This is a genomic window from Streptomyces sp. Tue6028 (assembly GCF_002300165.1).
Lineage (GTDB): Bacteria > Actinomycetota > Actinomycetes > Streptomycetales > Streptomycetaceae > Streptomyces > Streptomyces siamensis.
Map to the genome: position 1 here is coordinate 75,495 of NZ_MLCE01000004.1, position 23,646 is coordinate 99,140.

17 protein-coding genes and 1 pseudogene are annotated in these 23,646 nt (G+C 70.9%); 10 read left to right on the forward strand and 8 right to left on the reverse strand.

All coding sequences use genetic code 11. From position 1 onward, the window contains the following. Positions 1–157: 157 nt before the first annotated feature. Positions 158–907 (forward strand): class I SAM-dependent DNA methyltransferase, encoded by a 750-nt coding sequence (locus BKI49_RS03375; protein ID WP_179332321.1) that lies wholly within the window; start codon positions 158–160, stop codon positions 905–907. 107 nt (positions 908–1,014) lie between these two features. Here BKI49_RS03375 and BKI49_RS03380 read toward each other — a convergent pair whose 3' ends face one another. From BKI49_RS03380 to BKI49_RS03390, 3 genes are all read right to left on the reverse strand, one after another. Continuing rightward, positions 1,015–2,502 carry a DEAD/DEAH box helicase gene (locus BKI49_RS03380; RefSeq protein ID WP_095932673.1) on the reverse strand — a complete coding sequence of 496 codons (1,488 nt, stop codon included), beginning with the start codon at positions 2,500–2,502 and terminating at the stop codon, positions 1,015–1,017. Between the two features lie 172 nt (positions 2,503–2,674). Then, a complete protein-coding gene (locus BKI49_RS03385) occupies positions 2,675–2,878 on the reverse strand; it encodes a cold-shock protein (RefSeq protein ID WP_028800280.1) in 204 nt (67 codons plus the stop codon). Between the two features lie 413 nt (positions 2,879–3,291). Further along, entirely contained in the window at positions 3,292–3,714 is a 423-nt protein-coding gene (locus BKI49_RS03390) for a YjbQ family protein (protein WP_095932674.1), read from the reverse strand. Positions 3,715–3,972: 258 nt separating this feature from the next. Between BKI49_RS03390 and BKI49_RS03395 the strand changes: the two genes are divergently transcribed. After that, positions 3,973–5,046: an NAD(P)-binding domain-containing protein gene (locus tag BKI49_RS03395; protein WP_095932675.1), complete on the forward strand. Its 1,074-nt coding sequence runs from the start codon at positions 3,973–3,975 to the stop codon at positions 5,044–5,046. A 370-nt stretch (positions 5,047–5,416) separates the two neighbouring features. Here BKI49_RS03395 and mltG read toward each other — a convergent pair. Then, positions 5,417–6,250 (reverse strand): annotated as a pseudogene (gene mltG / locus BKI49_RS03400) (endolytic transglycosylase MltG); the annotation flags it as partial. A gap of 61 nt (positions 6,251–6,311) precedes the next feature. Further along, on the reverse strand, positions 6,312–8,111 hold the full coding sequence (locus tag BKI49_RS03405; RefSeq protein WP_095932677.1) for an ABC transporter ATP-binding protein: 1,800 nt from the start codon (positions 8,109–8,111) through the stop codon (positions 6,312–6,314). Between the two features lie 94 nt (positions 8,112–8,205). On the opposite strand from BKI49_RS03405, the gene BKI49_RS03410 reads away from it, so the two are divergent. Next, on the forward strand, positions 8,206–8,661 hold the full coding sequence (locus BKI49_RS03410; protein WP_095932678.1) for a MarR family winged helix-turn-helix transcriptional regulator: 456 nt from the start codon (positions 8,206–8,208) through the stop codon (positions 8,659–8,661). A gap of 25 nt (positions 8,662–8,686) precedes the next feature. Next, entirely contained in the window at positions 8,687–11,620 is a 2,934-nt protein-coding gene (locus BKI49_RS03415; RefSeq protein ID WP_095932679.1) for an FAD-binding and (Fe-S)-binding domain-containing protein, read from the forward strand. A 182-nt stretch (positions 11,621–11,802) separates the two neighbouring features. Here BKI49_RS03415 and BKI49_RS03420 read toward each other — a convergent pair whose 3' ends face one another. Both BKI49_RS03420 and BKI49_RS03425 read right to left on the reverse strand, forming a co-directional pair. After that, positions 11,803–13,401 (reverse strand): peptide-N4-asparagine amidase, encoded by a 1,599-nt coding sequence (locus BKI49_RS03420; RefSeq protein WP_095932680.1) that lies wholly within the window; start codon positions 13,399–13,401, stop codon positions 11,803–11,805. A gap of 108 nt (positions 13,402–13,509) precedes the next feature. After that, the gene (locus tag BKI49_RS03425; RefSeq protein WP_179332322.1) at positions 13,510–14,247 is read right to left on the reverse strand and encodes a L,D-transpeptidase family protein; all 738 of its coding nucleotides are present in this window, start codon (positions 14,245–14,247) and stop codon (positions 13,510–13,512) included. Between the two features lie 300 nt (positions 14,248–14,547). On the opposite strand from BKI49_RS03425, the gene BKI49_RS03430 reads away from it, so the two are divergent. The 4 genes from BKI49_RS03430 to BKI49_RS03445 all read left to right on the forward strand — a co-directional run bounded on the left by BKI49_RS03430 (position 14,548) and on the right by BKI49_RS03445 (position 19,244). Further along, on the forward strand, positions 14,548–16,431 hold the full coding sequence (locus BKI49_RS03430; RefSeq protein WP_095932681.1) for an ABC transporter transmembrane domain-containing protein: 1,884 nt from the start codon (positions 14,548–14,550) through the stop codon (positions 16,429–16,431). Continuing rightward, positions 16,428–18,209 (forward strand): ABC transporter ATP-binding protein, encoded by a 1,782-nt coding sequence (locus BKI49_RS03435; protein WP_095932682.1) that lies wholly within the window; start codon positions 16,428–16,430, stop codon positions 18,207–18,209. The genes BKI49_RS03430 and BKI49_RS03435 overlap by 4 nt, the downstream gene beginning before the upstream one ends. Positions 18,210–18,482: 273 nt before the next feature. Beyond that, entirely contained in the window at positions 18,483–18,953 is a 471-nt protein-coding gene (locus BKI49_RS03440) for a DUF5709 domain-containing protein (protein ID WP_095932683.1), read from the forward strand. 21 nt (positions 18,954–18,974) lie between these two features. Further along, positions 18,975–19,244, forward strand: a complete 270-nt coding sequence (locus tag BKI49_RS03445; protein WP_095932684.1) for a type B 50S ribosomal protein L31 — start codon at positions 18,975–18,977, stop codon at positions 19,242–19,244. 53 nt (positions 19,245–19,297) lie between these two features. Here BKI49_RS03445 and BKI49_RS03450 read toward each other — a convergent pair whose 3' ends face one another. Further along, entirely contained in the window at positions 19,298–20,092 is a 795-nt protein-coding gene (locus tag BKI49_RS03450) for a metal-dependent hydrolase (RefSeq protein WP_095932685.1), read from the reverse strand. A gap of 145 nt (positions 20,093–20,237) precedes the next feature. Between BKI49_RS03450 and BKI49_RS03455 the strand changes: the two genes are divergently transcribed. Together BKI49_RS03455 and BKI49_RS03460 are read left to right on the forward strand one after the other, a co-directional pair. Continuing rightward, positions 20,238–22,751 carry a DEAD/DEAH box helicase gene (locus tag BKI49_RS03455; RefSeq protein ID WP_095932686.1) on the forward strand — a complete coding sequence of 838 codons (2,514 nt, stop codon included), beginning with the start codon at positions 20,238–20,240 and terminating at the stop codon, positions 22,749–22,751. Positions 22,752–22,770: 19 nt separating this feature from the next. Next, positions 22,771–23,637, forward strand: a complete 867-nt coding sequence (locus tag BKI49_RS03460) for an acyl-CoA thioesterase (protein WP_028800292.1) — start codon at positions 22,771–22,773, stop codon at positions 23,635–23,637. Positions 23,638–23,646: the final 9 nt, after the last annotated feature.

Here is a 23,646-nt window from a genome sequence, read left to right on the forward strand (position 1 = left end):
CTCGACGCCGGGTCACTCCTGACTTGTCATCGGGCCGCCGCCGGAGCGGGCAGCCGTGTGCGGCAACGCCGAACGGTGAGCGGCTGTCGCGGTTCCTTCGGTCATGGAACGTAAATGCGTCGACAACGCCCCACCACGCACGGCACAGTGGCCGCCCGTGACGAGCAGTGAGCCATGGACCCGTGCGACCGCCGACCGCTACGACGCCGAGGAGGCCGAGCTGTCCTCGGCCGCTGTTCTCGGACCGACCCTCGCCTTCCTCGCCGAACTCGCCGGTGACGGCCGGGCACTGGAGTTCGCCATCGGAACCGGACGCGTGGGCGTCCCGCTGCGGGAACGCGGCGTACCCGTGGTGGGCATCGAACTGTCCGAGCCCATGGCGGCGGTGCTGCGGCGCAAGATCGACGAGCGCACGCTTCCGGTCGCCATCGGGGACATGGCCACGACCGTCGTCCCCGGCGAGTTCACCCTGGTCTATCTCGTCTACAACACCATCACGAACCTGCTCACGCAGGACGAGCAGGTCGAGTGCTTCCGCAACGCCGCGCGTCACCTGTCGCCCGGCGGCCGGTTCGTCATCGAACTGGGCGTACCGCCGCTGCGGTTCCTGCCCCCCGGGCAGGTCGCGGTGCCGTTCGACGTCTCAGAGCGGCACCTCGGCTTCGACACCTTCGACCTGGTCGAGCAGATCCTCGTCTCGCACCACTTCACCCGCGACGGCGACGACGGCCGCTACCGCCGCGACAACTCCCGGCACCGGTACGCATGGCCGGCCGAACTCGACCTGATGGCACGGATCGCGGGACTCGAGCTGGAACGACGCGTCGCGGACTGGGACGGGACGCGGTTCGACCAGGAGTCCGCGAAGCACATCTCCGTATGGCGCAAGCCGACTCGTCCCGAGTGAGGGCGTGGCTGCTCCCTGAGACCGCGGGTCGAACCCAGGCGTACGCGGTGCCGCAACTCGACGCGCTCGCGGAGAAGGCGGAGCGCACGACCGGGAGCGGCGACCGGTCAGCCGCGTGAGCCACGACGGACCCGGGCGGCCTTGCGGGCCTCGGCGATCCGGCGGGCCTCGGCGGACCGGCGGGACTCGCCACCGCCGCCCTCCCGTCCCGGGCGCGTGCCCAGTCCCCGGAAGGGGGCACCGCCGCGCTTCGGGCGCTCGACCGGTGCGCTGCCGCCGACGGGGACACCGGAGGGAGCCTGGGCGCCGGTGATGCGGCTCAGCTCGGCCTCGCCGGAGCGGACCTGCGTGATCCGGGCCCTGATGCCTGCGTCGGACAGGAGACGGGCCATGTCCCGGCGTTGGTTGGGGAGGACCAGCGTGACGACACTGCCGAACTCTCCGGCGCGGGCGGTGCGGCCGCCACGGTGCAGGTAGTCCTTGTGGTCGCTGGGCGGATCGACGTTGACGACGAGATCGAGGTCGTCGACGTGAATGCCCCGGGCCGCCACGTTGGTGGCCACCAGCGTCGTGACATCACCTGTCTTGAACTGGGCCAGGGTGTGGGTGCGCTGAGGCTGCGACTTGCCGCCGTGCAGCGCAGCGGCCTTCACGCCGCTGCTCAGCAGGTGCCTGGTGAACTGGTCGACCGCATGCTTGGTGTCCAGGAACATGAGCACACGCCCGTCGCGGGCGGCGATCTCGGTGGCGGTGGCGTACTTGTCGGCACCGTGCACCTGCAGTACGTGATGCTCCATCGTGGTGACCGCGCCCGCCGACGGGTCGACCGAATGAACCACCGGGTCATGGAGGTAGCGGCGGACCAGAAGGTCGACGTCGCGGTCCAGCGTGGCCGAGAACAGCATGCGCTGGCCGTCGGGACGTACCTGGTCGAGCAGTTCGGTGACCTGCGGCATGAAGCCCATGTCCGCCATCTGGTCGGCCTCGTCCAGGACGGTGATCTTCACTCGGTCCAGACGGCAGTCCTTGCGTTCCACGAGGTCCGTGAGGCGGCCGGGCGTCGCGACGACCACCTCGGCCCCCTCACGCAGTGCGCCGGCCTGCCGGCCGATCGACATGCCGCCGACCACCGTGGCCAGCCGCACCTTCAGCGGCCGGGCGTACGGGGTGAGCGCGTCGGTGACCTGCTGGGCCAGCTCGCGTGTGGGGACGAGGATCAGGGACAGCGGCTTCCGCGGCTCAGCACGCTGCCCGGCCGTGCGCGCGAGGAGCGCCAGGCCGAAGGCGAGCGTCTTGCCCGATCCGGTGCGCCCGCGGCCCAGGACGTCGCGGCCCGCGAGGGAGTCCGGCAAGGTGGCGGCCTGGATCGGGAACGGCTCGTTCAGGCCGCGACCGGTGAGCGTCTCCAGCAACGCGACGGGCATGTCCAGTTCACCGAAGGTCGCAACGGCGGGGAGCGCTGGAGTGACGGTGACCGGCAGCGCCAACTCCCCCTCCGGTGGGGCGGAACGGCGCTCGGTGTCGCCCGGACCGGCATCGGGGCGGCCCTGCCCCCGTGGCTCAGGACGGTCGTTCGTGCGGGCTGAACGGCTCATGGAGAACCTTCCTCAACAGGGCACGCATCGAGGAATTCCCGACAAGAATGAGCCGGACAAATTGCAAGAACGAGCCGAATATGAATATCGAATAATTCCAGCGGAATGCGGAAAGCAGTGAGCTGGGGCCCCGCCACAAGGCGGGGCCCCAGTCATCTCGTCCGCTCGGACGTCAGGCGGGAGTGATGTTCTCCGCCTGCGGGCCCTTCTGGCCCTGCGTGATGTCGAAGTTCACCCGCTGGCCTTCCTGGAGCTCACGGAAGCCCTGGGCGGCGATGTTCGAGTAGTGGGCGAACACGTCCGGACCGCCACCGTCCTGCTCGATGAAGCCGAAACCCTTTTCCGAGTTGAACCACTTGACGGTGCCAGTAGCCATGTCACATCTCCTTGGGGGCAGTACCCGGGGACCCACGGCGTGCGAACCCCTTCGTTGTCACAATGCGCCCCGTCCGGACAAACACCGGAGATACAAGAAATGCCCGACGCTATACAGGCACCAAGACACTTGAAGTTTCGGGAACCACAACTGCAACTGTCGTCAAGTTTAGCACGGTTCACACATCCGCCCCATTTTCGCCCATGCCGCACGACAGCGGCCCGGCGGGAGCACAGCAGCGGGTCGGCCGACGTGAACTCGACCGAATGAGGAAGGTTAATTTCCGAATGATACAAAGTGCGATCGAGGAAAACTCGCCTCTTCAGTGAGGACCACCTGGACTCCACGATCGACGAGGACGAGCCGGCTCGCCCGGACGGCCGTTCGGCCCGCGGTCGTCGCACCGCGCCGTCTCAACCCAGGAACGACAGGCGGACGTTCCGGTTCGGATTGTCCTTGTTCGTATCCACCAGGCACACCGACTGCCAGGTCCCCAGCTCCAGCCTGCCGCCCAGGACCGGCAGCGTCGCGTGGGGCGGGACGATCGCCGGGAGGACGTGGTCACGGCCGTGGCCGGGGCTGCCGTGACGGTGCTGCCAGCGGTCGTCCGCGGGAAGCAGGGAGTGCAGGGCGGCGAGGAGGTCGTCGTCGCTGCCGGCACCGGTCTCGATGATCGCGATGCCGGCGGTGGCGTGCGGCACGAAGAGGTTCAGGAGGCCGTCGCGACCCGGCGCGACCTCGCGCAGGAACGCCTCGCAGGCGTGAGTGAGGTCGACGACCGTCTCGGACGAACCGGTGGCGACGTTCAGGACGCGGGTGCTGAAGGCATCGGACATGGTTCAATCCTCGCCCATGATCCGGATTCCGTGCCCGAGCCGGATTCCTTGCCCGAGCCGGGTTCGGTGCGCGGTCGCCCGGCCGTGCGGCGCGTGACGCGGAGCTCGGGACGCGGGACTCGGGACACGGGACACGGGACTCGGGGCTCGGCACTGGTCCGCGCGATGCCCGCCGATCGCTGATCGCCCGCTTCCGGCAGACCCTTCGGGAAGATCCACGACCCCGGCCGAGTTGGTGGAAGCGTGAACGATTCCGGGATGAGTGTGCGTGAGGTCGCCGTGGTGGTGATCGGCGCCGGGCAGGCGGGCCTGTCCAGCGCCTTTCATCTGCGGCGCACAGGCTTCGAACCCGAGCGGGACTTCGTGGTCCTCGACCACGCCCCCCGTCCGGGCGGCGCCTGGCAGTTCCGCTGGCCGTCGCTGACGTACGGCAAGGTGCACGGCATGCACTCGCTGCCCGGCATGGAGCTGACGGACGCGGACCCCGCACGCCCGTCCTCCGAGGTCATCGCGGAGTATTTCGACAGCTACGAGCGGACCTTCGACCTGCGGGTGCGGCGGCCGGTCGACGTCAAGGCCGTCCGGGAGGGCTCCGACGGGCGGCTGCTCGTCGAGACCGACGACGGGGCGTGGTCGACCCGGGCGCTGATCAACGCGACGGGCACCTGGGACCGGCCGTTCTGGCCGCGCTACCAGGGCCAGGAGACCTTCCGTGGGCGCCAGCTGCACACGGCGCAGTACCCCGGCCCGGAGGCTTTCGCCGGCAAGCGCGTGATCGTGGTGGGCGGGGGCGCGTCCGGCACGCAGCACTTGATGGAGATCGCCCCGTATGCTGCCGCCACCACCTGGGTGACGCGACGGCCGCCGGTGTTCCGCGAAGGCCCCTTCACGGAGGAGTACGGCCGGGCCGCCGTCGCGCTGGTGGAGGAACGGGTCCGCCGGGGGCTGCCGCCGCGGAGCGTCGTCTCGGTGACGGGACTGCCCCTGAACGCGGCGATCCGGACGGCGCTGGCCGACGGCGTGCTGGACCGGCAGCCGATGTTCGACCGAATCACCCCCGACGGTGTTGCCTGGGACGACGGCCGTCGCGTCGACGCCGACGTCATCCTGTGGGCGACGGGCTTCCGGGCCGCCATCGACCATCTGGCGCCGCTGCGGCTGCGCGAGCCGGGCGGCGGCATCCGCGTCGAGGGGACCCGCGTCGTCGCCGACCCGCGGATCCATCTCGTCGGATACGGGCCCTCGGCGAGCACCATCGGCGCCAACCGTGCCGGGCGCGCCGCGGTACGGGACATCAGGCGGCTGCTGGCGGAGGAGCCGGTCGCCGCCTGACACCCCGCCGGGCGGCTCACTCGGTGGGCGTGATCGCGGGTGCGTCGGAGGAGCCGCCCGTGGAGGCTCCTTCGGAGACATCCGAGGAGTCGCCCGTGGAGGCACCCTCGGAGAGGCCCGAGGAGTCGCCCGCAGAGGCACCCTCGGAGAGGCCCGAGGAGTCGCCCGTGGAGGCACCCTCGGAGAGATCAGAGGAGTCGCCCGAGGAGGCGCCAGTAGTGGCATCCGAGGAGTCGCCCGTAGAGGCACCCTCGGAGTCACCCCCCGTAGAGGTATCCGAGGAGGTGCTCGTGGAGGCGCCGGGGGATGCGCCCGCCGAGGCGGCCGGCGACGCGGGGTCTCCGGAGGACGCCGAGGGCGCGGCGGGGGACGCGGGGACCGCGCTCCTGCGATAGGCGTTGAACTCGGCGACGTTCTTCAGGTGTTCCTCGTAGTCCGCCGTGAAGCGTGTGTCGCCCGGCTTGACCGTCACGAAGTACAGCCAGTCGCCCGCGGGCGGACTGACGGTGGCGTGCATCGCCTCCTCGCCCGGGTTGGCGATCGGCGTGGGCGGCAGCCCCATGCGCTGGTAGGAGTTGTAGGGACTGTCGACCGCGGTGTCGTTCTGCGTGGTGTTCAGGGTGGACCGGTTCAGCCCGTAGTTGATCGTCGAGTCCATCTGCAGCGGCATGCCGCGCTCCAGGCGGTTGAAGACGACCCTGGCCACCTTGCCCATGTCCGCCTTGGTCGCCGCCTCGGCCTGGACGATGCTCGCGATGGTGATGGCCTGGTAGAGGTTCATGGCGTTGCGCTGCGCCCCGGCGGCGATCGGCGCCTTGTTGAACTTCTGGTTCGCCGTGTCGACCATGTACTTCAGCAGCGACTCCGGGGTCGCCTTGTCGCCGATCGGGTACGTCGCCGGGAACAGGTACCCCTCGGGGTTGCCCTCGGCGTCGTTCGGCAGCTTGAGCTTGGCCTTCCCGATGGCCTTCTTCGTGGTGCCGGAGGGCACCTTGAGCGCCTTGTCGACGGCCTCGTAGACCTGGCCGGCACGCCAGCCCTCCGGGATGACGAGGGTCCTCGGCTTCTCGTGACCGCCTGCCCCCAGAGTCAGCAGCGGCACCGCCACGGCGGTGGCCGCCACGACGGTTCCCGTCGCGATGAGGGCGGCCCGGCCCCGGCGCGTCAGTCGGATCGTGCTCCGTGGCGGAGTGTTCGTCTCCATGCGGGCACGGTAACCCGCAGATCACCGCAAACCCGGCATATCGTCATTTTGTCGGCTCCCGTCAGGTTGTCGGCTCCAGTTGGGCGTCCCTTCGGACGAGGGCGGCGTACCGGCCGTCCAGGCCGAGGAGTTCCTCGTGGGTGCCGCGCTCCACCGTGCGCCCGGCGTCGAGGACCACGATCTGGTCCGCGCCCCGGACGGTCGACAGCCGGTGCGCGATGGTGAGCGTGGTGCGGTTCGCCGACAGGGCGTCGATGGCCTCCTGGACGGCGTGCTCGGTGCGGGTGTCCAGGGCGCTCGTCGCCTCGTCGAGGATGAGCACGGGCGGGTCGCGCAGGATGGTGCGGGCGATGGCCAGACGCTGCTTCTCCCCACCGGAGAACCGGTGGCCGCGCTCGCCGACGATCGTGTCGTACCCGTCGGGGAGGGACGCGATGTGCTCGTGTATCTGGGCCGCGCGCGCCGCCGCGTACAGCTCCTCGTCGGTCGCGTCCGGCTTGGCGAAGCGCAGGTTCTCGGCGACCGAGGCGTGGAAGAGATAGGTCTCCTGTGAGACGACACCGACCGCGCGCGCGAGCGTGTCGAAGTCCAGGTCGCGCACGTCGACGCCGTCGAGGGTCACGCGTCCGCCCGACACGTCGTACAGCCGGGGCACCAGGTGGCTCAGCGTGGACTTGCCCGAGCCGGTCGGGCCGACGACGGCGAGGCTCCCGCCGGCGGGGACGGTGATGTCGATGCTGTCGAGGATCGGTCCGCTCTTGCCGTCGTAGCGGAACACGACGTCCTCGAAGCGGATCTCGCCCTTGACCTGGTCGAGGTGGACCGGGCGCTCGGGTTCGGTGATGTCGATCGGCAGATCGAGGTACTCGAAGATCCGCTGGAAGAGGGCGAGCGAGGTCTGGATCTGCACGCCGGTGGAGAGCAGGCTCACCGTCGGCCGGAACAGGCCCTGCTGCAGCGAGACGAAGGCGACGAGCGTGCCGATCGATATGGACGGGCCGCCCATCTGGAGGGCGATGCCCGCCGTCCAGTAGATGACGGCCGGCATGGCGGCCATCACGATGCCGATGACGGACATGCGCCAGCGCCCCGCCATGTTCGACCGCACTTCGAGGTCGACCAGGCGCTCGGACTCGTCCGCGAAGGAACGGGTGAGCGAGTCGGCGCGGCCCATGGTGCGGCCCAGCAGGATGCCACTGACCGAGAGCGACTCGGTGACGGTGGCGGCCATCACGGCCATCTGCTTCTGGCGCTGCGTGGTGATCTTCTTGCGTTCGTTGCCGACGCGTCGGCTGATCCAGACGAACACCGGCAGCAGGAGCAGCGAGACGACGGTCAGGCGCCAGTCCAGTGCGACCATCGCGACGATGGTCGCGACCACGCTCGTGAGGTTGGAGACGAGCGACGTGGCGGTGGAGGTGACGGTCGCCTGCATGCCGCCGATGTCATTGGCGATGCGCGACTGGACCTCGCCCGTGCGGGTCCGCGTGAAGAAGGCGAGCGACATGCGCTGGAGCCGGCCGTACACGGCGGTGCGCAGGTCATGCATGACGCGCTGGCCGACCGTCGTGGAGATGAGGGTCTGGAGCACGCCGAAGACGCTGGTCAGGACCGCGCTGAGGATCATGCCGAGCGCGAGCAGGCTGAGCAGGCCGGTGCGGCCCTCGGGGATCGCGACGTCGAGGATCTCCTTCAGCAGGAACGGCGTCGCGACGGAGACGAGTGACGCCGCACCGACGAGCAGGCCGACGATCAGGAGCCGGCCTCGGTAGGGCCGGAAGAGTCTCAGGATGCGGCGCACCTGCCGCGGCTGTTCCGGGTCGGCAGGTGCGGGGGTCCAGGTGGGTTGCTCGGGATGCATGGGCTCCTACGGGAGGTGAGAGGTCGATGACGAACGGAGCGTAGCTCATTGTTACCTATACTCACAATGAACGGCATCCTGATATTGTTCCCTCATGACCACCCCCGATGCCGACGGCCTGCTCGCCGAGCAGTTGCTGCGGCTGACGCGCCGCGTGCACCGCATCCAGAAGCGCCATCTGGAGCAGCGGGAGCTGGGCATCACCCCGGCCCAGTCCAGGCTGCTGCGCACCCTCGCCCACTACAGCGGGCCACCCCGCATGGCCGATCTGGCCGAGCGCCTGGAGGTGGTGCCGCGCGCGGTCACCACCTTGGTCGACGGTCTGGAGGCGAGCGGCAAGGTGCGCCGCGTGCCCGACCCCACCAACCGCCGCGTGATCCGCATCGAGGTCACCGACGAGGGACGCAAGGCGCTGCGGGAACTGCGCGCCGCGCGGCGTTCGGCCGCGGAGGAGATCCTTGCTCCGTTGACGGACGAACAGCGCGATGTGCTCGGCGGCCTGCTGAACACCCTGGTGGACGGCGTGCCGCACACGGAGCACCGCTGCTGAACCAGCTCGTGAGGAGTGGTGCGCGATGCCCCTGCTGGAGCCCCGGCACGACACGCTGCGCCCCGTCGCGCGCCCCGAGACGCCCGCGCCCGACCGGGTCCCGGAGGACCGCGCCGGGGGCACGCCCGAGCCGCTCCGGGGCGAACTGACCGCGCTGCTCGGCGCCGAGAAGGTGCTCACCGGGATCTCCGACCTCGTGCGTTACGCCTCCGACGCCAGCCCCTACCGCTTCGTGCCCCGGGTCGTCGTGATCGCCGAGGACATCGACGACGTCTCCACCGTGCTGTCGTACGCGCACGGCAAGAACCGCGAGGTGGTGTTCCGCGCGGCCGGGACGTCGCTCAACGGGCAGGCGCAGGGCGAGGACATCCTCGTCGACGTCCGCAGGCACTGGACGGGAGTGGAGGTCCTCGACGGCGGAGCCCGGGCCCGCATCGCGCCCGGCACGACCGTCGCCCGCGCCAACGCCGCGCTCGCCCGTCACGGACGTGTGCTGGGCCCCGACCCGGCGAGCGCGATCGCCTGCACCGTCGGCGGGGTCGTCGCGAACAACGCCTCCGGCATGACGGCCGGCACCACCCGCAACGCGTACCGCACCCTCGCCTCGCTCACCTTCGTGCTGCCGAGCGGCACGATCGTCGACACGGCCGATCCGCGGGCCGACGACCTGCTGGCGCACGCCGAACCCGCGCTGTGCGCCGGTCTGCTGGAGCTCAAGGAGGAGATCGGGTCCGACCCCGCACTGGTCGCCCGCATCCGCGCCAAGTACACGATCAAGAACACCAACGGCTACCGCCTCGACGCGTTCCTGGACGGCGAGACCCCCGTCGAGATCCTGCGGGGCCTGATGGTCGGTTCCGAAGGAACCCTGGGTTTCATCTCCGAGACCGTCTTCGACACACTGCCCCTGGACCGGCGGGTCACCGCCGGGCTGTTCTTCTTCCCCTCGCTCCCGGAGGCTGCGGCCGCCGTGCCGCTGTTCACCCGGGCCGGCGCGTCGGCCGTCGAGCTGATGGACGGCAACACCCTGCGCGCCTCCGTGAGCGTCGCGGGCGTGCCCGCCGACTGGGCCGAACTGCCCGGCCCGACCACGGCCCTTCTCGTGGAGTTCCGCACCCCGGACGAGTCCCGGCAGGAGGCCTGCGAAGAAGCCGCCCGCAAGGTCCTGGAAGGGCTCTCCCTGGTCTCCCCCGTCGCCTCGGTGACGAACGTCCTCACCCGCGACGCGGAGGCCATCGCGGGCCACTGGAAGGCCCGCAAGGCGTTCGTCACGGCCGTCGGGGGCGCCCGCCCGTCCGGATCCACCCTGATCACCGAGGACTTCGCGGTCCCCCCGGAGCGGCTGGCCGAGGCCTGCGAGGCGCTGCTCGAACTGCAGACCCGGCACGGCTTCGACGCGGCGGTGGCCGGTCACGCCGCGCACGGCAACCTGCACTTCCTGCTCGCCTTCGACGCGTCGCACCCGGCGGACGTCCGGCGCTACGAGGCCTTCATGGACGACTTCTGCCGGCTGACCGTCGAGCGTTTCGACGGCTCCCTCAAGGCGGAGCACGCCACCGGCCGGAACATCGCGCCGTTCCTGGAACTCGAATGGGGGCCTCGGGCGACGGAGTTGATGTGGCGCATCAAGCGGGTCGTCGATCCGGACGGGGTGCTGGCCCCGCGCATCATGCTCGACCGTGATCCGCGCGCCCATCTGCGCGGCCTGAAGACCATCCCCCGGGTCGAGCCGGTCGCCGACCCGTGCATCGAGTGCGGCTTCTGCGAACCGACCTGCCCCAGCCAGGATCTGACCACCACACCGCGTCAACGGATCGTGCTGCGCCGCGAGATGATGCGCCAGCCCGAGGGCTCCCCCGTCGAGGACGGCCTTCTGGAGGCCTACGGCCACGACGCGGTGGACACCTGCGCGGGCGACTCGACGTGCAGACTCGCCTGCCCCGTCGGCATCGACACGGGCGCGATGATGCGTGACTTCCGGCACGCGCGGCACTCCCCGCGCGAGGAGCGGGCGGCGGCCCTGGCCGCACGCCACTTCCGGTCGGTCGAGGCGGCGGCACGGATGGCCGTGGCCGTCGCGGACCGGATCGGCGACAAGTGGGTGACCGGGGCGACACGCGCCGCGCGCAGGGCCGTACGACCGGATCTCGTGCCCGAGTGGCTGCCGGGAATGCCGGGAGCGGCCCCCGCGAACCTGCCGCCCACCGCGCGCGTGGGGGCCGCCGCCGTCTACTACCCGGCGTGCGTCAACCGCATCTTCGCCGGACCGGGAGACCTCTCCCTGGCCGAGGCCGTCGTCGCCGTCTCCGCGCGCGCCGGAATGCCCGTGTGGATTCCGGACGATGTGGCCGGGACCTGCTGCGCGACCATCTGGCACTCCAAGGGGTACGACTCGGGCAACAGGGTCATGGCCAACCGGATCGTCGAGGCGGCCTGGGGCTGGACCGCGGGCGGCGCACTGCCGCTCGTCGTGGACGCCTCCTCCTGCACGCTCGGCATCGCCCACGAGCTCGTGCCGTGTCTGACCCCCGAGAACCGCGCCCTGCACGCCGAACTCACCGTCGTCGACTCGCTGGTCTGGGCGGCGCGCGATCTCCTCCCCCACCTCACCGTGCGCCGCACCGTCGGCTCGGCCGTGCTCCATCCCACCTGCTCCATGCGGCACTTGGGGGACGAGGAGCAGCTGCGGACCGTCGCGGAGGCCTGCGCCGACGAGGTGGTCGTCCCCGCCGACGCCGGCTGCTGCGCCTTCGCGGGCGACCGCGGCATGCTCCACAAGGAGCTCACCGAATCGGCCACCCGCAAGGAGGCCGAGTTCGTGCGCTCGCGTCCCTTCGACGCGCACCTCTCGGCGAACCGCATGTGCGAGGTGGGGATGGATCACGCGACGGGCCGCGGCTACTACTCCGTACTGCTGGAGTTGGAGCGTGCGACCCGGCCGACGGCCGACGACGCCTGACCGACACTGTGCTTCCACCGGACACGGGGCGCGCGCGTCGGCGCCCCGGGGCCCGCTGATCAACGGGTCCCGGGGAACGGCGGATCCGAGGGAGAACCCACGGAGCGGCGGGCCCCACGTGTTGGCGGATCCCAGGTTGGGCGGGCCCCACGGAACGGCGGTGCCGGAGCGACCCCCGAGGATCAGCAGCGTCTGCGGTCCTGCGTGAGCACGCCCTGCACCGTGACCAGGTCGCGGTCGTAGCACCCGGCCGAGCCCAGCAGTCGGTAGCGCTCGCGTGTCGTGCCGACCGCATGACGCTGATCGCGCGGCACGTTCGCCGTGTACGTCGCGTCGCCCGTGTACGTGTCGTCGAGCCGGGACCACGCAGTGCGCTCTCCCGCCCGTGTCTCACCGACGGCCGCCCGGTCGCCGAGCGTCAGGACCGTCCGCAGCCGTTCGTCCGCGCCGAGCGTCGTCGTGCCGTCCATCGTGTACGTGCGCCGGGTGTGCGTGGCCCTCGCCGGCCCGCGCCCGTCCACGGTGACCGTCTCGTCGTCGGTCCACGTCGCTTCCAGCGCGTCGGTGTTCTCGCCGTCCGTCCAGCGGTGCACGGAGGTGTTCGCGAGCGAGCGGGTGACGGTGGTGCGCACCCGGCCGTGCGAGGTGTCCAGGTACCCGGAGACGGTCAGCCGGTGGCTTCCCCGGGTGTCGAGCCGGTGCTCCGCCCCCGGCGTGTACGTCGAGGAGTCGGCGAGGCCGTCGTCCGAGGTCTGAGCCAGCGCCCCGCTCACCCGCTCTCGTCCGGCGTCCTGCCAGACGAGGACGTTGACCGGCGTGCTCCAGCCGCTCTGTCCCTCGGGGACGCCGACGACGGACACGTCCACCCGGTGTGCCCGCCCGTCGTTCAGGAGCCCCGCGAAGGGGGTCAGGTCGTACTCGACGGGCTTGACGTCGAAGGCGCGCGGGCCCGGAATCACGTACCAGAGGAACGGGTTGGACCAGCCGCCGGTCCACACGGTCGGGAACGGCTCGGCGATGCCCGCGAGCCGGCCGTCGACCCTGATCTGCACCTCGCGGTAGGGGCCGGCGTCCGCACGGCAGGAGTACGGCGCGGGGTCCGGCACGGTGAGGTACCAGTACTCCTCGCAACCGCCGCCGGACCCGGTCGCATAGACCTCGGCGACGACGCGCTCGCTGTTGCGCGGTGTGGTCAGCGTGCCGTCCCGGAGGGTCAGCACGCGGTCGGGTGCGGCTGCCGGCCTGCCCCCGTAGAACGTCAGCGTGACCTTGACGTCGATGACGCCCGTGTACGTGTCGTCGACGACGTTCCCGATGAGCATCTCGACGTCCTGGCTGCGCCGAAGGGTGTCGCTGTAGCGCGTGACGTCCTTCTCGACGGACCACGCGATGCCGTCGGGCGACGGTTCGGGCGTCGACGTGCGAAGGATCTCCACCCCGCCGACGTGCACGTAGCCGAGCCGGTCGAACTGCCGCCCCTTGACCTTGCCGTCGAGCCGCAGCACGACCTTGCTCCAGCGGTCTCCGCACCCGATCGGCGGCGCGTACGTGCCGCGATACGGCGTGAAGTCGCGGAACTGCGCCTCGGCCAGCGTCACTTCACAGGACCGCCCGGCGGGCCTGCCGACCGGCGGGGCCGCCGTCAGGGGGTCGTGCCAGTCCGTCCCGAACTCGGCCGGTGGTTCCGGTGACGAGGCGGCCGACACCGGTTCCGCCCCGAACAGCGTGCTCGCCACGAGGATCACTCCCGCGAGCATGGACATGACCATCCGTCTTCTCATGTGCGGTGTTCTACGGGGCAGTCGGGCCACCCGCAATGGGGCCCGCGCAGCGCGCGCACCGGCGAACGCACCCCCCTCCGCGTGGGGCTGCTCGCCCCACCAGGACGACTAGGCGTTCAAGTCGGCCTCGTCCCCCATCACCACGACAGGATGCCGATGCGGATCGAGCGTGCGCAGCAAGTACTCCATGGCCGGCCGGGACACGCTCACGCACGCCGACGTACCGCTGCCGTGGTCCATGTGCAGCCAGATGCCGCCCCCCTTGGACTGGCCCTCGGGGCGGGTCGGGTCGTTCGGCGCGGTGCCCTTGAGGCGGTTGTAGTCGATGGCGATGACGTAGTCGAAGTCGTGCCAGTGAGACTTCGCCCAGTAGCGCGGCGCGGCGAACGACGGGGACCGGGTGTACGGCAGCCGGGCGCCGGGGTCGGCGAGGACACCCCCCGCGTCGCTGAGCGTGAACACACCGACGGGGCTGCGGTTGTCGCCCTCGTGGTGGTCGACGGTCCAGCCCTTCTTGCCGTTGTGCGCGGGCCAACTGCGGGTCTTCTCCCACGTCGAGCCCGACTTCGTGTACAGCGTGACCGTGGAGTCCGCGGAGTCCACGCCGTCGCCGTGGACCGCCACGACCTGACGCGCGTCAGACGGGATGCGGTCCCTCATCGCGTCACCGATGCCGGGGATGCGTTTCAGGTCCGCGCTGTGGCTCGGGGCGTCCGACCTGGCGGGCCCGCCGTCACCCTCGGCCCGGCGACCGGAGTCCGAGCCGCCGCACGCCGACAGGGAGGCGGCGAGCACCCCACAGGCCACCGCGACGACTCCCGCGCTCCTGACTCCGACCGATCGCATGCCGACCATGGTGACACCCCGACAAGACGCTGAACGCAGCCGGTCACGGTAACGCCCCTTCCCTCACCTTCCGCCCCTCTTGGGGCGGTTTCGCACGAGCTTCTCCGGCACGGTGCTCGACGCCGCCGGACCTGCCGCGCGTCACGGGCCGCGGCCCGAATCCGTGCCGCGGGGCGATAAATCGTTTGCTTCCGACCACGCTGCGACGCGAACCTTTCACGGTTTGTTGCCGGCCTTCAGGGCCGGCCGGCTGCCGAGAGCGCGGCTCCCTCCACCCCTGACACGAGCCACTGGGACGTCATGCAGATTCAAGACCTTCCGTATCCCGACCCGGGTGTGCCGGACGCACGCTCAGGTCCCCGATTCCTGTGGTGGCTCGGCCGGAATCAGCTCGGCGGGCAGTTCAAGGCCCTCGCCTGGGGTCTGCTGCACTTCGTGGCCGTCTCCGGGTTGCCGTTCTGCGTCGGCCTCGCCGTCCAGGCCGTCGTGGACTCCTCCGGCGCCCGGCTCGCCCTGGCGGGCGGGCTGATCGCGCTGTGCGGCGTGGGTATCGCGCTGGGCGACACCATGCTGCACCGCGCCGCCGTCACCAACTGGATCACCGCGGCCGCGCGCGTCCAGCAGCTGCTCGCCCGCAGAACCGCCGAGCTCGGCTCCGCGCTGACCCGGCGCGTCGCGGCCGGCGAGGTCGTCGCCGTCTCCACCGGCGACGTCGAGAAGATCGGCTGGTTCGTGGAGGCAGTGTCGCGCTTCGCGGCGGCGGCCCTCACCGTGGTGCTGGTCTGTGTCGGCCTGGTCGTCTACCAGCCCTCGCTCGGCGTCATCGTCGCTGTGGGCGTGCCCGTCCTCGCGCTCGCCGTGCTGCCACTGCTGCCCCGCGCGACACGGCGTGCCGACTTCCAGCGGGAGAAGGCCGGACGCGCCACCGAACTGGCCTCGGACACCGTCGCCGGTCTGCGGGTGCTGCGGGGCATCGGCGGCGAGGAACTCTTCCTCGACCGCTACCGCAGCGCCTCCCAGGAGGTCCGCCGGGCCGCCGTGCGCAGCGCCCGCATGTGGTCGCTGATCTCGGCGATCCAGGTGCTGCTCCCCGGTCTGCTGATGATCGCGGTCGTCTGGCGCGGCGTGGGGCTGGCCCGCGACGGCAGCATCACCGTGGGCGAACTGGTCACCGTGTACAGCGCGGTCATGCTGCTGACCTACCCGCTCAGACACTTCGAAGAGATCGCGATGGCCTACTCCTTCTCCAGGCCGTCCGCCCGACGCGCCGCCCGCGTGCTGTCCCTCCAGCGCGCCGTGGACAGCGGCGGGACGCGGACGGAGCGGACACCGGGCGGGGATCTGTACGATCCCGCGACCGGGCTGCTCGCGCCCGCGGGACGCCTCACCGCCGTGGTGTGCGGAGACCCGGACGCGGCCGGTCTGCTCGCCGAACGGCTGGGTGGACACCCGTCCGAGGAAGGCACCTCGGTGCTCCTCGGCGGCGTACCGCTGGACGAACTCCCGCTCGACACCGCTCGCACCGCCGTCCTCGTCCAGGACAAGGATCCGGTGCTGTTGTCCGGCTCGCTGAGCGAACTGCTCGACGTGCCCTCCTCCGGCAAGGTGAGCGCGGCCCAGGCGCTGACGGCCGCGCAGTGCGGCGACGTCCTGGAGGCGCTCACCCAGGGCTCCCTGGACGCCCAGGACGCGATGGACGCCCACATCACCGAGCGCGGACGGTCCCTGTCGGGCGGCCAGCGCCAGCGGCTCGCGCTGGCCCGGTCACTGATCACGGACCCCGAGGTGCTCGTCCTGGACGAGCCGACGTCCGCCGTCGACTCGCACACGGAGGCCCGGATCGCCGACGGCGTGCGCTCCCTGCGTGCCGGGCGGACGACCGTGGTCTTCACCTCCTCACCGCTGCTGCTCGACCACGCGGACCGGGTCCTGCTGGTCCACGAGGGCGACGTGGTCGCCGTCGGCGTCCACCGCGAGCTGGTGCACAGCGAACCGCGGTACCGGGCCGTGGTGACCCGGGAGACCGAGGACGAGGCCGCCACCGCGCCGAGCGGCGGACACCCGAAGGGCGAGGCCGCTCCCGGCAGCGCCCTCGAAAACGAGGAAGCCGACCTGAGCGGCGTCCTGGACGACGACGCGGGCCCTCTGGGCGGCGTCCTGGAAGAAATCGAGGAAACCGCATGATCGGCGTGGCGCCCCCGGCGTACGACCCGGCCGCCCCGACGACGGCGAGCACCCTGCCCGTCGGCGCCCCCGAGACCGTACGCGCCTACGTCACCGAGCTCTTCCGGAGGCACCGCACCGACTTCTTCCTCCTGATCGCCGTCAACACGGTCGCCGTCGTGGCCTCGATGGCCGGGCCCTATCTGCTCGGCTCGGTCGTCGAGCGGGTCTCGGACCGAACGCGGGATCTCCACCTGGAGCTCACCGCCGGACTGTTCGTCGCCGCGCTCCTCGTCCAGGCCGTCTTCGTGCGCCAGGTGCGGCTGCGCGGTGCCGTCCTCGGCGAACGCATGCTCGCCGACCTGCGTGAGGACTTCCTCGTGCGGTCGGTGGGCCTGCCGCCCGGTGTCCTGGAGCGGGCCGGCACGGGCGACCTGCTCTCGCGCATCACCACGGACATCGACCGGCTGGCCAACGCCATGCGCGAGGCCGTGCCCCAGCTGGCCATCGGTGTGGTGTGGGCCGCACTGCTGCTCGGCGGCCTCGCCGTGACCGCGCCGACGCTCGCCCCCGCCGTGCTCGTCGCGGTGCCCCTGCTGGTGTTCGGCTGCCGCTGGTACTTCAAGCGCGCACCGTCCGCGTACCGCTCGGAGGCCGCCGGTTACGCGGCCGTCGCCGCCGTCCTCGCCGAGACGGTCGACGCCGGTCGCACCGTGGAGGCGCACCGCCTGGGCGTGCGCCGCATCGAACTGTCCGACCGCCGGGTCGCGGAGTGGACCGCGTGGGAGCGGTACACGCTCTGGCTGCGGTCGGTCCTCTTCCCTGTCGTCAGCCTCACCCACGTGACGGTGCTCTGCTCGGTCCTCATGATCGGCGGGACCTTCGTCCTGCACGGGTGGATCAGCGTGGGGCAGCTGACGACGGGCGCGCTCATCGCGCAGATGCTCGTCGACCCGGTGGGCCTGATCCTCCGCTGGTACGACGAGCTCCAGGTCGCCCAGGTCTCCCTGGCCCGCCTCGTCGGCGTCCGGGACATCGAGCCGGACGCGGGCGACCCGTCGGTGGCCCCGGACGGACGGGACGTCCACGCGGACCAGGTCCGCTTCGGCTACCGCGCCGGCGTGGACGTGCTGCGCAAGGTGTCCCTGGAGGTCGCCCCCGGCACCCGGCTGGCCCTCGTCGGCCCGTCCGGCGCGGGCAAGTCCACACTGGGCAGGCTGCTCGCCGGCATCTACGCGCCCCGGGACGGCCGGATCACCCTCGGCGGCGCCGAACTGTCCCGGATGCCCGCGGAGGAGGTCCGCTCCCACGTGGCCCTGGTCAACCAGGAGCACCACGTCTTCGTGGGATCCCTGCGCGACAATCTGCTGCTCGCGAGGACCGGCGCGGTCGACGCCGAGCTGTGGGCGGCTCTCGGCGCCGTCGACGCGGACGGCTGGGCACGGGCGCTCGACGACGGCCTGGACACCGAGGTCGGCTCGGGCGGACTCGCGCTCACCCCGGCCCAGGCCCAGCAGATCGCGCTGGCCCGCCTGGTCCTGGCCGACCCGCACACGCTGGTCCTGGACGAGGCGACCTCGCTCCTCGACCCGCGTGCGGCCCGCCACCTCGAACGTTCGCTCGCACGCGTCCTCGACGGCCGCACCGTGGTGGCCATCGCGCACCGCCTGCACACCGCGCACGACGCCGACGTCATCGCCGTCGTCGAGAACGGCCGCATCAGCGAACTCGGCAGCCACGACCAGCTCGTCGCCGCCGACGGCGCCTACGCGGCGCTGTGGCGGTCCTGGCACGGATGACCTTGGCCCCTGCCGTCGCACCGGTGGCACGGCCCGTCGGCAGGGGTGTGACGGCCTCCGAACCGCCGTTTCGCACGTGCTCCGGTTCCATGGCCGGAGCACGTGCCGTTGCGCGGTGGCGAAGGGGGGTGGAAGGCTGGATGTGGGCACCGGCTCGGGGCACTCCCCCGGAACCACCCGGTTCGCGTGGGGCGGCGCCTGTGCCCAGCGGCCCGAGCGCCGACCGTCGAGTGCGGCGGCACCGAGCCCCGCCCGCACCCTCTGGAGGTACCCGTGGACAGCGCCGACGGATGGGGGGACGACGTCTACCAGCCCGACGGATCCGAGGTACAGGACGACGCGGGACTGCTCGACGCCGAGGACACTCTGCTCGCCGACGGCGTCGGCGACCCCCTGGACCGTGGCTGGTCCCCTCCGGAACGGCCGTGGGCCGTGGAGCACGCCGGGGTGACTGCCGCGGAGGGCCACGAGGGCGAGAGCCTGGAGCAGCGGCTCGCCGAGGAGCTGCCGGACATCGTGGAACCAGCCGGAGACGGTATCGGCGACGTCCAGGGCACGGACGGTGAGCTCCTCGACAACGAGGTGGGCGATCTGCGCTCCGGCCGTCTCGTCGCCCCCGACGAGGGCTCGCACGAGGACGAGGAGAGCGGGCTCATCGCCACGGACGTGGGCATCGACGGTGCCGCGGCCTCGGCCGAGGAGGCGGCGATGCACATCGTCGACGAGGACTTCCTGTCCGGCTGACCATCCCCTCAAGGAGCATCCATGCAGCAGGACAAGCAGCCCGACTACCACCCGGTCGTCTTCCGCGACCGGTCCGCCGGCTACGCCTTCCTCACCCGGTCCACGGCGACGAGCGACCGGACCATCGAATGGGACGACGGCGAGACCTACCCGGTCGTGGACGTGGAGATCTCCTCGGAGAGCCACCCCTTCTACACCGGCAAGGCCCGGACCGTGGACTCGGAGGGACGCATCGCGCAGTTCGAGCGGCGCTACGGCGCGCAGGGCTCCGGAGGCGACGGCGCCACCTGATCGCAGCGTCGCCGGCGAGGTCCGGAGACCGGCCCCGCCCGGCGACGACCGCCTCAGATGACGTTGAGCGCCGCGGCGCAGCCCACTCCGCCGAGCAGCATGAACACAGGCATCAGCACCTTGAGCTCGACCCAGCTGCCGGCCCTGAAGCGCATCGCCTTGGGCGGACCGATCGGGTACCAGCGCTTGCGGCCGACCGGGATCGGCCACAGGATCGGGCAACCGGACACCGTCAGGGCGTCCCCGATGTCGTGGACCAGAGCCCCGAGAACGATCGGGAGCCCGAGCCACAGGTACTCCTGGCCCGGCGCGGTGAACAGCCAGTCCGAGCCGTTGCCCGGCTTGTCCAGGACTCCGGCGAGGATCCAGGCGCTCGTCGCGGCCAGCAGCCAGACCAGCACGTCGCTGCTCGAACCGCGGGCGGCTCGCCACAGCAGCCCTTCGATGGCGAGCACCATGTGCACGAACAGGATGGCCAGGACCGCCCAGCGGCCTCCCGTGATGGCCAGGACCGACGTGCCCGCGCCGATCAGCACCGCCCACAGCCAGGTGTGCGTCAACGTGCGGTGACCGCCCGACCGCCGGGGATCGCCCTGCTTCCTCGTCCCCTTGTAGACGGCGTACGAGAGCTTGTCGACGATCTCGCACAGGCCCCGTGACAGGGGTCCGAAGGCCCGAGAGATCGTGGCCGCCTTGTGGTCCAGGTCGGGGGCGAGCGCGGCACCGGCGCAGATCAGGGCGCCGACCAGGAGGACCGGCCAGGGCATGGCATGTCCCGCAGCGGCGGCTGCCGCTCCGACCCCGAGCCAGGCAGCGGCTCCCGACAGTGAGTGTGCTGGTCCCATCATGGCCGCTCCCCGCCCCATTCCTCTTGTGCCGCTGTCCAGTTGCCCGTGCGCACTGATGCTTCGTCGGCGCCACAGCGTAGCGTTCGTGATCTTCGGACCAGCATCCGATTCCCCCATCGGGCGGGTCGACAGGCAAGATGGGGGCGTGACCCTTATCGATCAGCTCCCGCAGACCGCAGATCCCGACGCCCTCTACGAAGCCTTCGAGTCGTGGGCCGGGGAACGCGGTCTCACCCTCTATCCCCACCAGGAGGAGGCGCTGATCGAGGTGGTCTCGGGTGCGAACGTGATCGTTTCGACGCCCACGGGATCCGGCAAGAGCATGATCGCCGCCGGCGCCCACTTCGCGGCGCTCGCCCGAGACGAGGTCACCTTCTACACGGCGCCGATCAAGGCGCTCGTCTCGGAGAAGTTCTTCGAGCTGTGCAAGATCTTCGGCACCGAGAACGTCGGCATGCTCACCGGCGATGCCTCGGTGAACGCCGACGCCCCGGTGATCTGCTGCACGGCCGAGGTGCTGGCCTCCATCGCACTGCGGGACGGCAAACACGCCGACGTGGGCCAGGTCGTGATGGACGAGTTCCACTTCTACGCGGAGGCCGACCGCGGCTGGGCGTGGCAGATCCCGATCCTGGAGCTGCCCCAGGCGCAGTTCATCCTCATGTCGGCGACGCTCGGTGACGTCTCGATGTTCGAGAAGGACCTCACCCGGCGCACCGGACGGCCCACGGCGGTCGTCCGCTCGGCGACCCGTCCCGTCCCGCTGTCCTACGAGTACATGCTCACTCCGCTCACGGAGACGCTCACCGAGCTGCTCGCAACCAAGCAGGCGCCGGTCTACATCGTGCACTTCACGCAGGCCCAGGCCGTGGAGCGGGCGCAGGCGCTGATGAGCATCAACATGTGCACGCGTGAGGAGAAGGACCAGATCGCCGAGCTGATCGGCAACTTCCGCTTCACCACCAAGTTCGGCCGCAATCTCTCCCGCTACGTGCGTCACGGCATCGGTGTGCATCACGCGGGCATGCTGCCCAAGTACCGGCGTCTGGTGGAGAAACTGGCCCAGGCCGGCCTGCTGAAGGTCATCTGCGGCACGGACACCCTCGGCGTCGGGGTCAACGTCCCCATCCGTACCGTGCTGTTCACGGCGCTCACCAAGTACGACGGCAACCGCGTCCGCACGCTGCGCGCCCGAGAGTTCCACCAGATCGCGGGCCGCGCCGGTCGTGCGGGCTTCGACACGGCGGGTTTCGTGGTGGCTCAGGCGCCCGAGCACGTCATCGAGAACGAGAAGGCCCTCGCCAAGGCCGGCGACGACCCGAAGAAGCGCCGCAAGGTGGTGCGGAAGAAGGCTCCCGAGGGCTTCGTCGGCTGGACGGAGAACACCTTCGAGAAGCTCATCGCCTCCGAGCCCGAGCCGCTGACCTCGCGCTTCCGCGTGACGCACACCATGCTGCTGTCGGTGATCGCCCGGCCGGGCAACGCCTTCGAGGCGATGCGGCATCTGCTGGAGGACAACCACGAGCCGCGCAAGCAGCAGCTGCGGCACATCCGGCGGGCCATCGCCATCTACCGCTCTCTCCTCGACGGCGGCATCGTCGAGAAGCTCGACGAGCCCGACGCGACCGGCCGCATCGTGCGGCTCACCGTTGATCTCCAGCAGGACTTCGCGCTCAACCAGCCGCTGTCGACCTTCGCGCTCGCCGCGTTCGACCTGCTGGACCCCGAATCCCCCTCGTACGCCCTCGACATGGTGTCCGTCGTCGAGTCGACGCTGGACGATCCGCGGCAGATCCTCGCGGCGCAGCAGAACAAGGCGCGCGGTGAGGCGGTCGCCGCGATGAAGGCGGACGGCGTCGAGTACGAGGAGCGCATGGAGCGGCTCCAGGACGTGTCGTACCCCAAGCCGATGGAGGAGATCCTCTTCCACGCGTACAACACGTACCGCAAGAGCCACCCGTGGGTCGGCGACCATCCGCTGTCCCCGAAGTCCGTCACCCGCGACATGTACGAACGGGCACTGTCCTTCACGGAGTTCGTCTCCTTCTACGAGCTCGCCCGCACCGAGGGCATCGTCCTGCGCTACCTGGCCAGTGCCTACAAGGCCCTCGAGCACACCGTCCCGGACGACCTGAAGTCCGAGGACCTGGAGGATCTGATCGCCTGGCTGGGCGAGATGGTGCGCCAGGTCGACTCCAGCCTCCTCGACGAGTGGGAGCAGCTCGCCAACCCGGAGGAGATGACGGCCGAGGAGGCCCAGGAGAAGGCCGACCAGGTCAAGCCGGTCACGTCGAACGCCCGCGCCTTCCGTGTCCTCGTCCGCAACGCCATGTTCCGCCGTGTCGAACTCGCCGCTCTCGACAACGTCGACGAACTGGGCGAGATGGACGGCGACTCCGGCTGGGACGCCGATGCCTGGGGCGAGGCGATGGACAAGTACTGGGACGAGTACGAGGACCTCGGCACCGGACCGGACGCCCGTGGGCCCAAGCTGCTCCTCATCGAGGAGGAGCCGGAGAACGGTCTGTGGCGGGTGCGCCAGACCTTCGCCGACCCGAATGGTGATCACGACTGGGGCATCAGTGCGGAGGTGGACCTGACGGCCTCCGACGCGGAGGGACGTGCCGTCGTCCGCGTCACCGATGTCGGCCAGCTGTGAGCTCAGGAGAATCCCACACATGACGAACCCAGCCGAGAGGCTCGTCGACCTGCTCGACCTGGAGCAGATCGAGGTCAACATCTTCCGCGGCCGCAGCCCGCAGGAGTCCCTGCAGCGGGTCTTCGGTGGCCAGGTGGCCGGCCAGGCGCTGGTCGCCGCCGGCCGCACCACCGAGGGCGACCGGCCCGTGCACTCGCTGCACGCGTACTTCCTGCGGCCGGGCCGGCCGGGCGTGCCCATCGTGTACCAGGTCGAACGGGTCCGGGACGGAAGGTCGTTCACCACCCGTCGTGTCACCGCCGTGCAGCAGGGACGCACGATCTTCAATCTGACCGCCTCCTTTCACAAGCCTGAGGAAGGGAGCTTCGAGCACCAGCTGCCGCCGGCCCGCGAGGTTCCGGACCCGGAGTCGCTTCCGACGGTGACGCAGGAGATCGAGGAACATCTGGGCGCGCTCCCCGAGGCGTTGGAGCGCATGGCGCGGCGCCAGCCGTTCGACATCCGTTACGCGGACCGGCTTCGCTGGACCCCGGAGGAGATCAAGGACGCCGAGCCGCGCAGCGCGGTGTGGATGCGGGCGGTCGGGCCGCTGGGCGACGATCCGCTCGTGCACACCTGTGCCCTCACGTACGCCAGCGACATGACGCTGCTGGACGCCGTCCGCATCCCGGTGGAGCCGCTGTGGGGAAAGCGGGGCTTCGACATGGCCTCGCTGGACCACGCCATGTGGTTCCACCGCCCGTTCCGTGCGGACGAGTGGTTCCTGTACGACCAGGAGTCCCCGATCGCGACGGGCGGGCGTGGTCTGGCGCGCGGGCGCATCTACGACCTTCAGGGACGCCTGCTCGTCTCGGTGGTGCAGGAGGGGCTCTTCCGGGCGCTGTGAGGGTGTGCC

Excerpts from the sequence above, each read along its gene's own strand:
- BKI49_RS03380 (WP_095932673.1), bottom strand. The coding sequence starts at position 2,502 with ATGAGCCGTTCAGCCCGCACGAACGACCGTCCTGAGCCACGGGGGCAG.
- BKI49_RS03385 (WP_028800280.1), bottom strand. The coding sequence starts at position 2,878 with ATGGCTACTGGCACCGTCAAGTGGTTCAACTCGGAAAAGGGTTTCGGC.
- BKI49_RS03390 (WP_095932674.1), bottom strand. The coding sequence starts at position 3,714 with ATGTCCGATGCCTTCAGCACCCGCGTCCTGAACGTCGCCACCGGTTCG.
- BKI49_RS03395 (WP_095932675.1), top strand. The coding sequence starts at position 3,973 with ATGAGTGTGCGTGAGGTCGCCGTGGTGGTGATCGGCGCCGGGCAGGCG.
- BKI49_RS03405 (WP_095932677.1), bottom strand. The coding sequence starts at position 8,111 with ATGCATCCCGAGCAACCCACCTGGACCCCCGCACCTGCCGACCCGGAA.
- BKI49_RS03410 (WP_095932678.1), top strand. The coding sequence starts at position 8,206 with ATGACCACCCCCGATGCCGACGGCCTGCTCGCCGAGCAGTTGCTGCGG.
- BKI49_RS03415 (WP_095932679.1), top strand. The coding sequence starts at position 8,687 with ATGCCCCTGCTGGAGCCCCGGCACGACACGCTGCGCCCCGTCGCGCGC.
- BKI49_RS03420 (WP_095932680.1), bottom strand. The coding sequence starts at position 13,401 with ATGAGAAGACGGATGGTCATGTCCATGCTCGCGGGAGTGATCCTCGTG.
- BKI49_RS03425 (WP_179332322.1), bottom strand. The coding sequence starts at position 14,247 with ATGCGATCGGTCGGAGTCAGGAGCGCGGGAGTCGTCGCGGTGGCCTGT.
- BKI49_RS03430 (WP_095932681.1), top strand. The coding sequence starts at position 14,548 with ATGCAGATTCAAGACCTTCCGTATCCCGACCCGGGTGTGCCGGACGCA.
- BKI49_RS03435 (WP_095932682.1), top strand. The coding sequence starts at position 16,428 with ATGATCGGCGTGGCGCCCCCGGCGTACGACCCGGCCGCCCCGACGACG.
- BKI49_RS03445 (WP_095932684.1), top strand. The coding sequence starts at position 18,975 with ATGCAGCAGGACAAGCAGCCCGACTACCACCCGGTCGTCTTCCGCGAC.
- BKI49_RS03450 (WP_095932685.1), bottom strand. The coding sequence starts at position 20,092 with ATGATGGGACCAGCACACTCACTGTCGGGAGCCGCTGCCTGGCTCGGG.
- BKI49_RS03460 (WP_028800292.1), top strand. The coding sequence starts at position 22,771 with ATGACGAACCCAGCCGAGAGGCTCGTCGACCTGCTCGACCTGGAGCAG.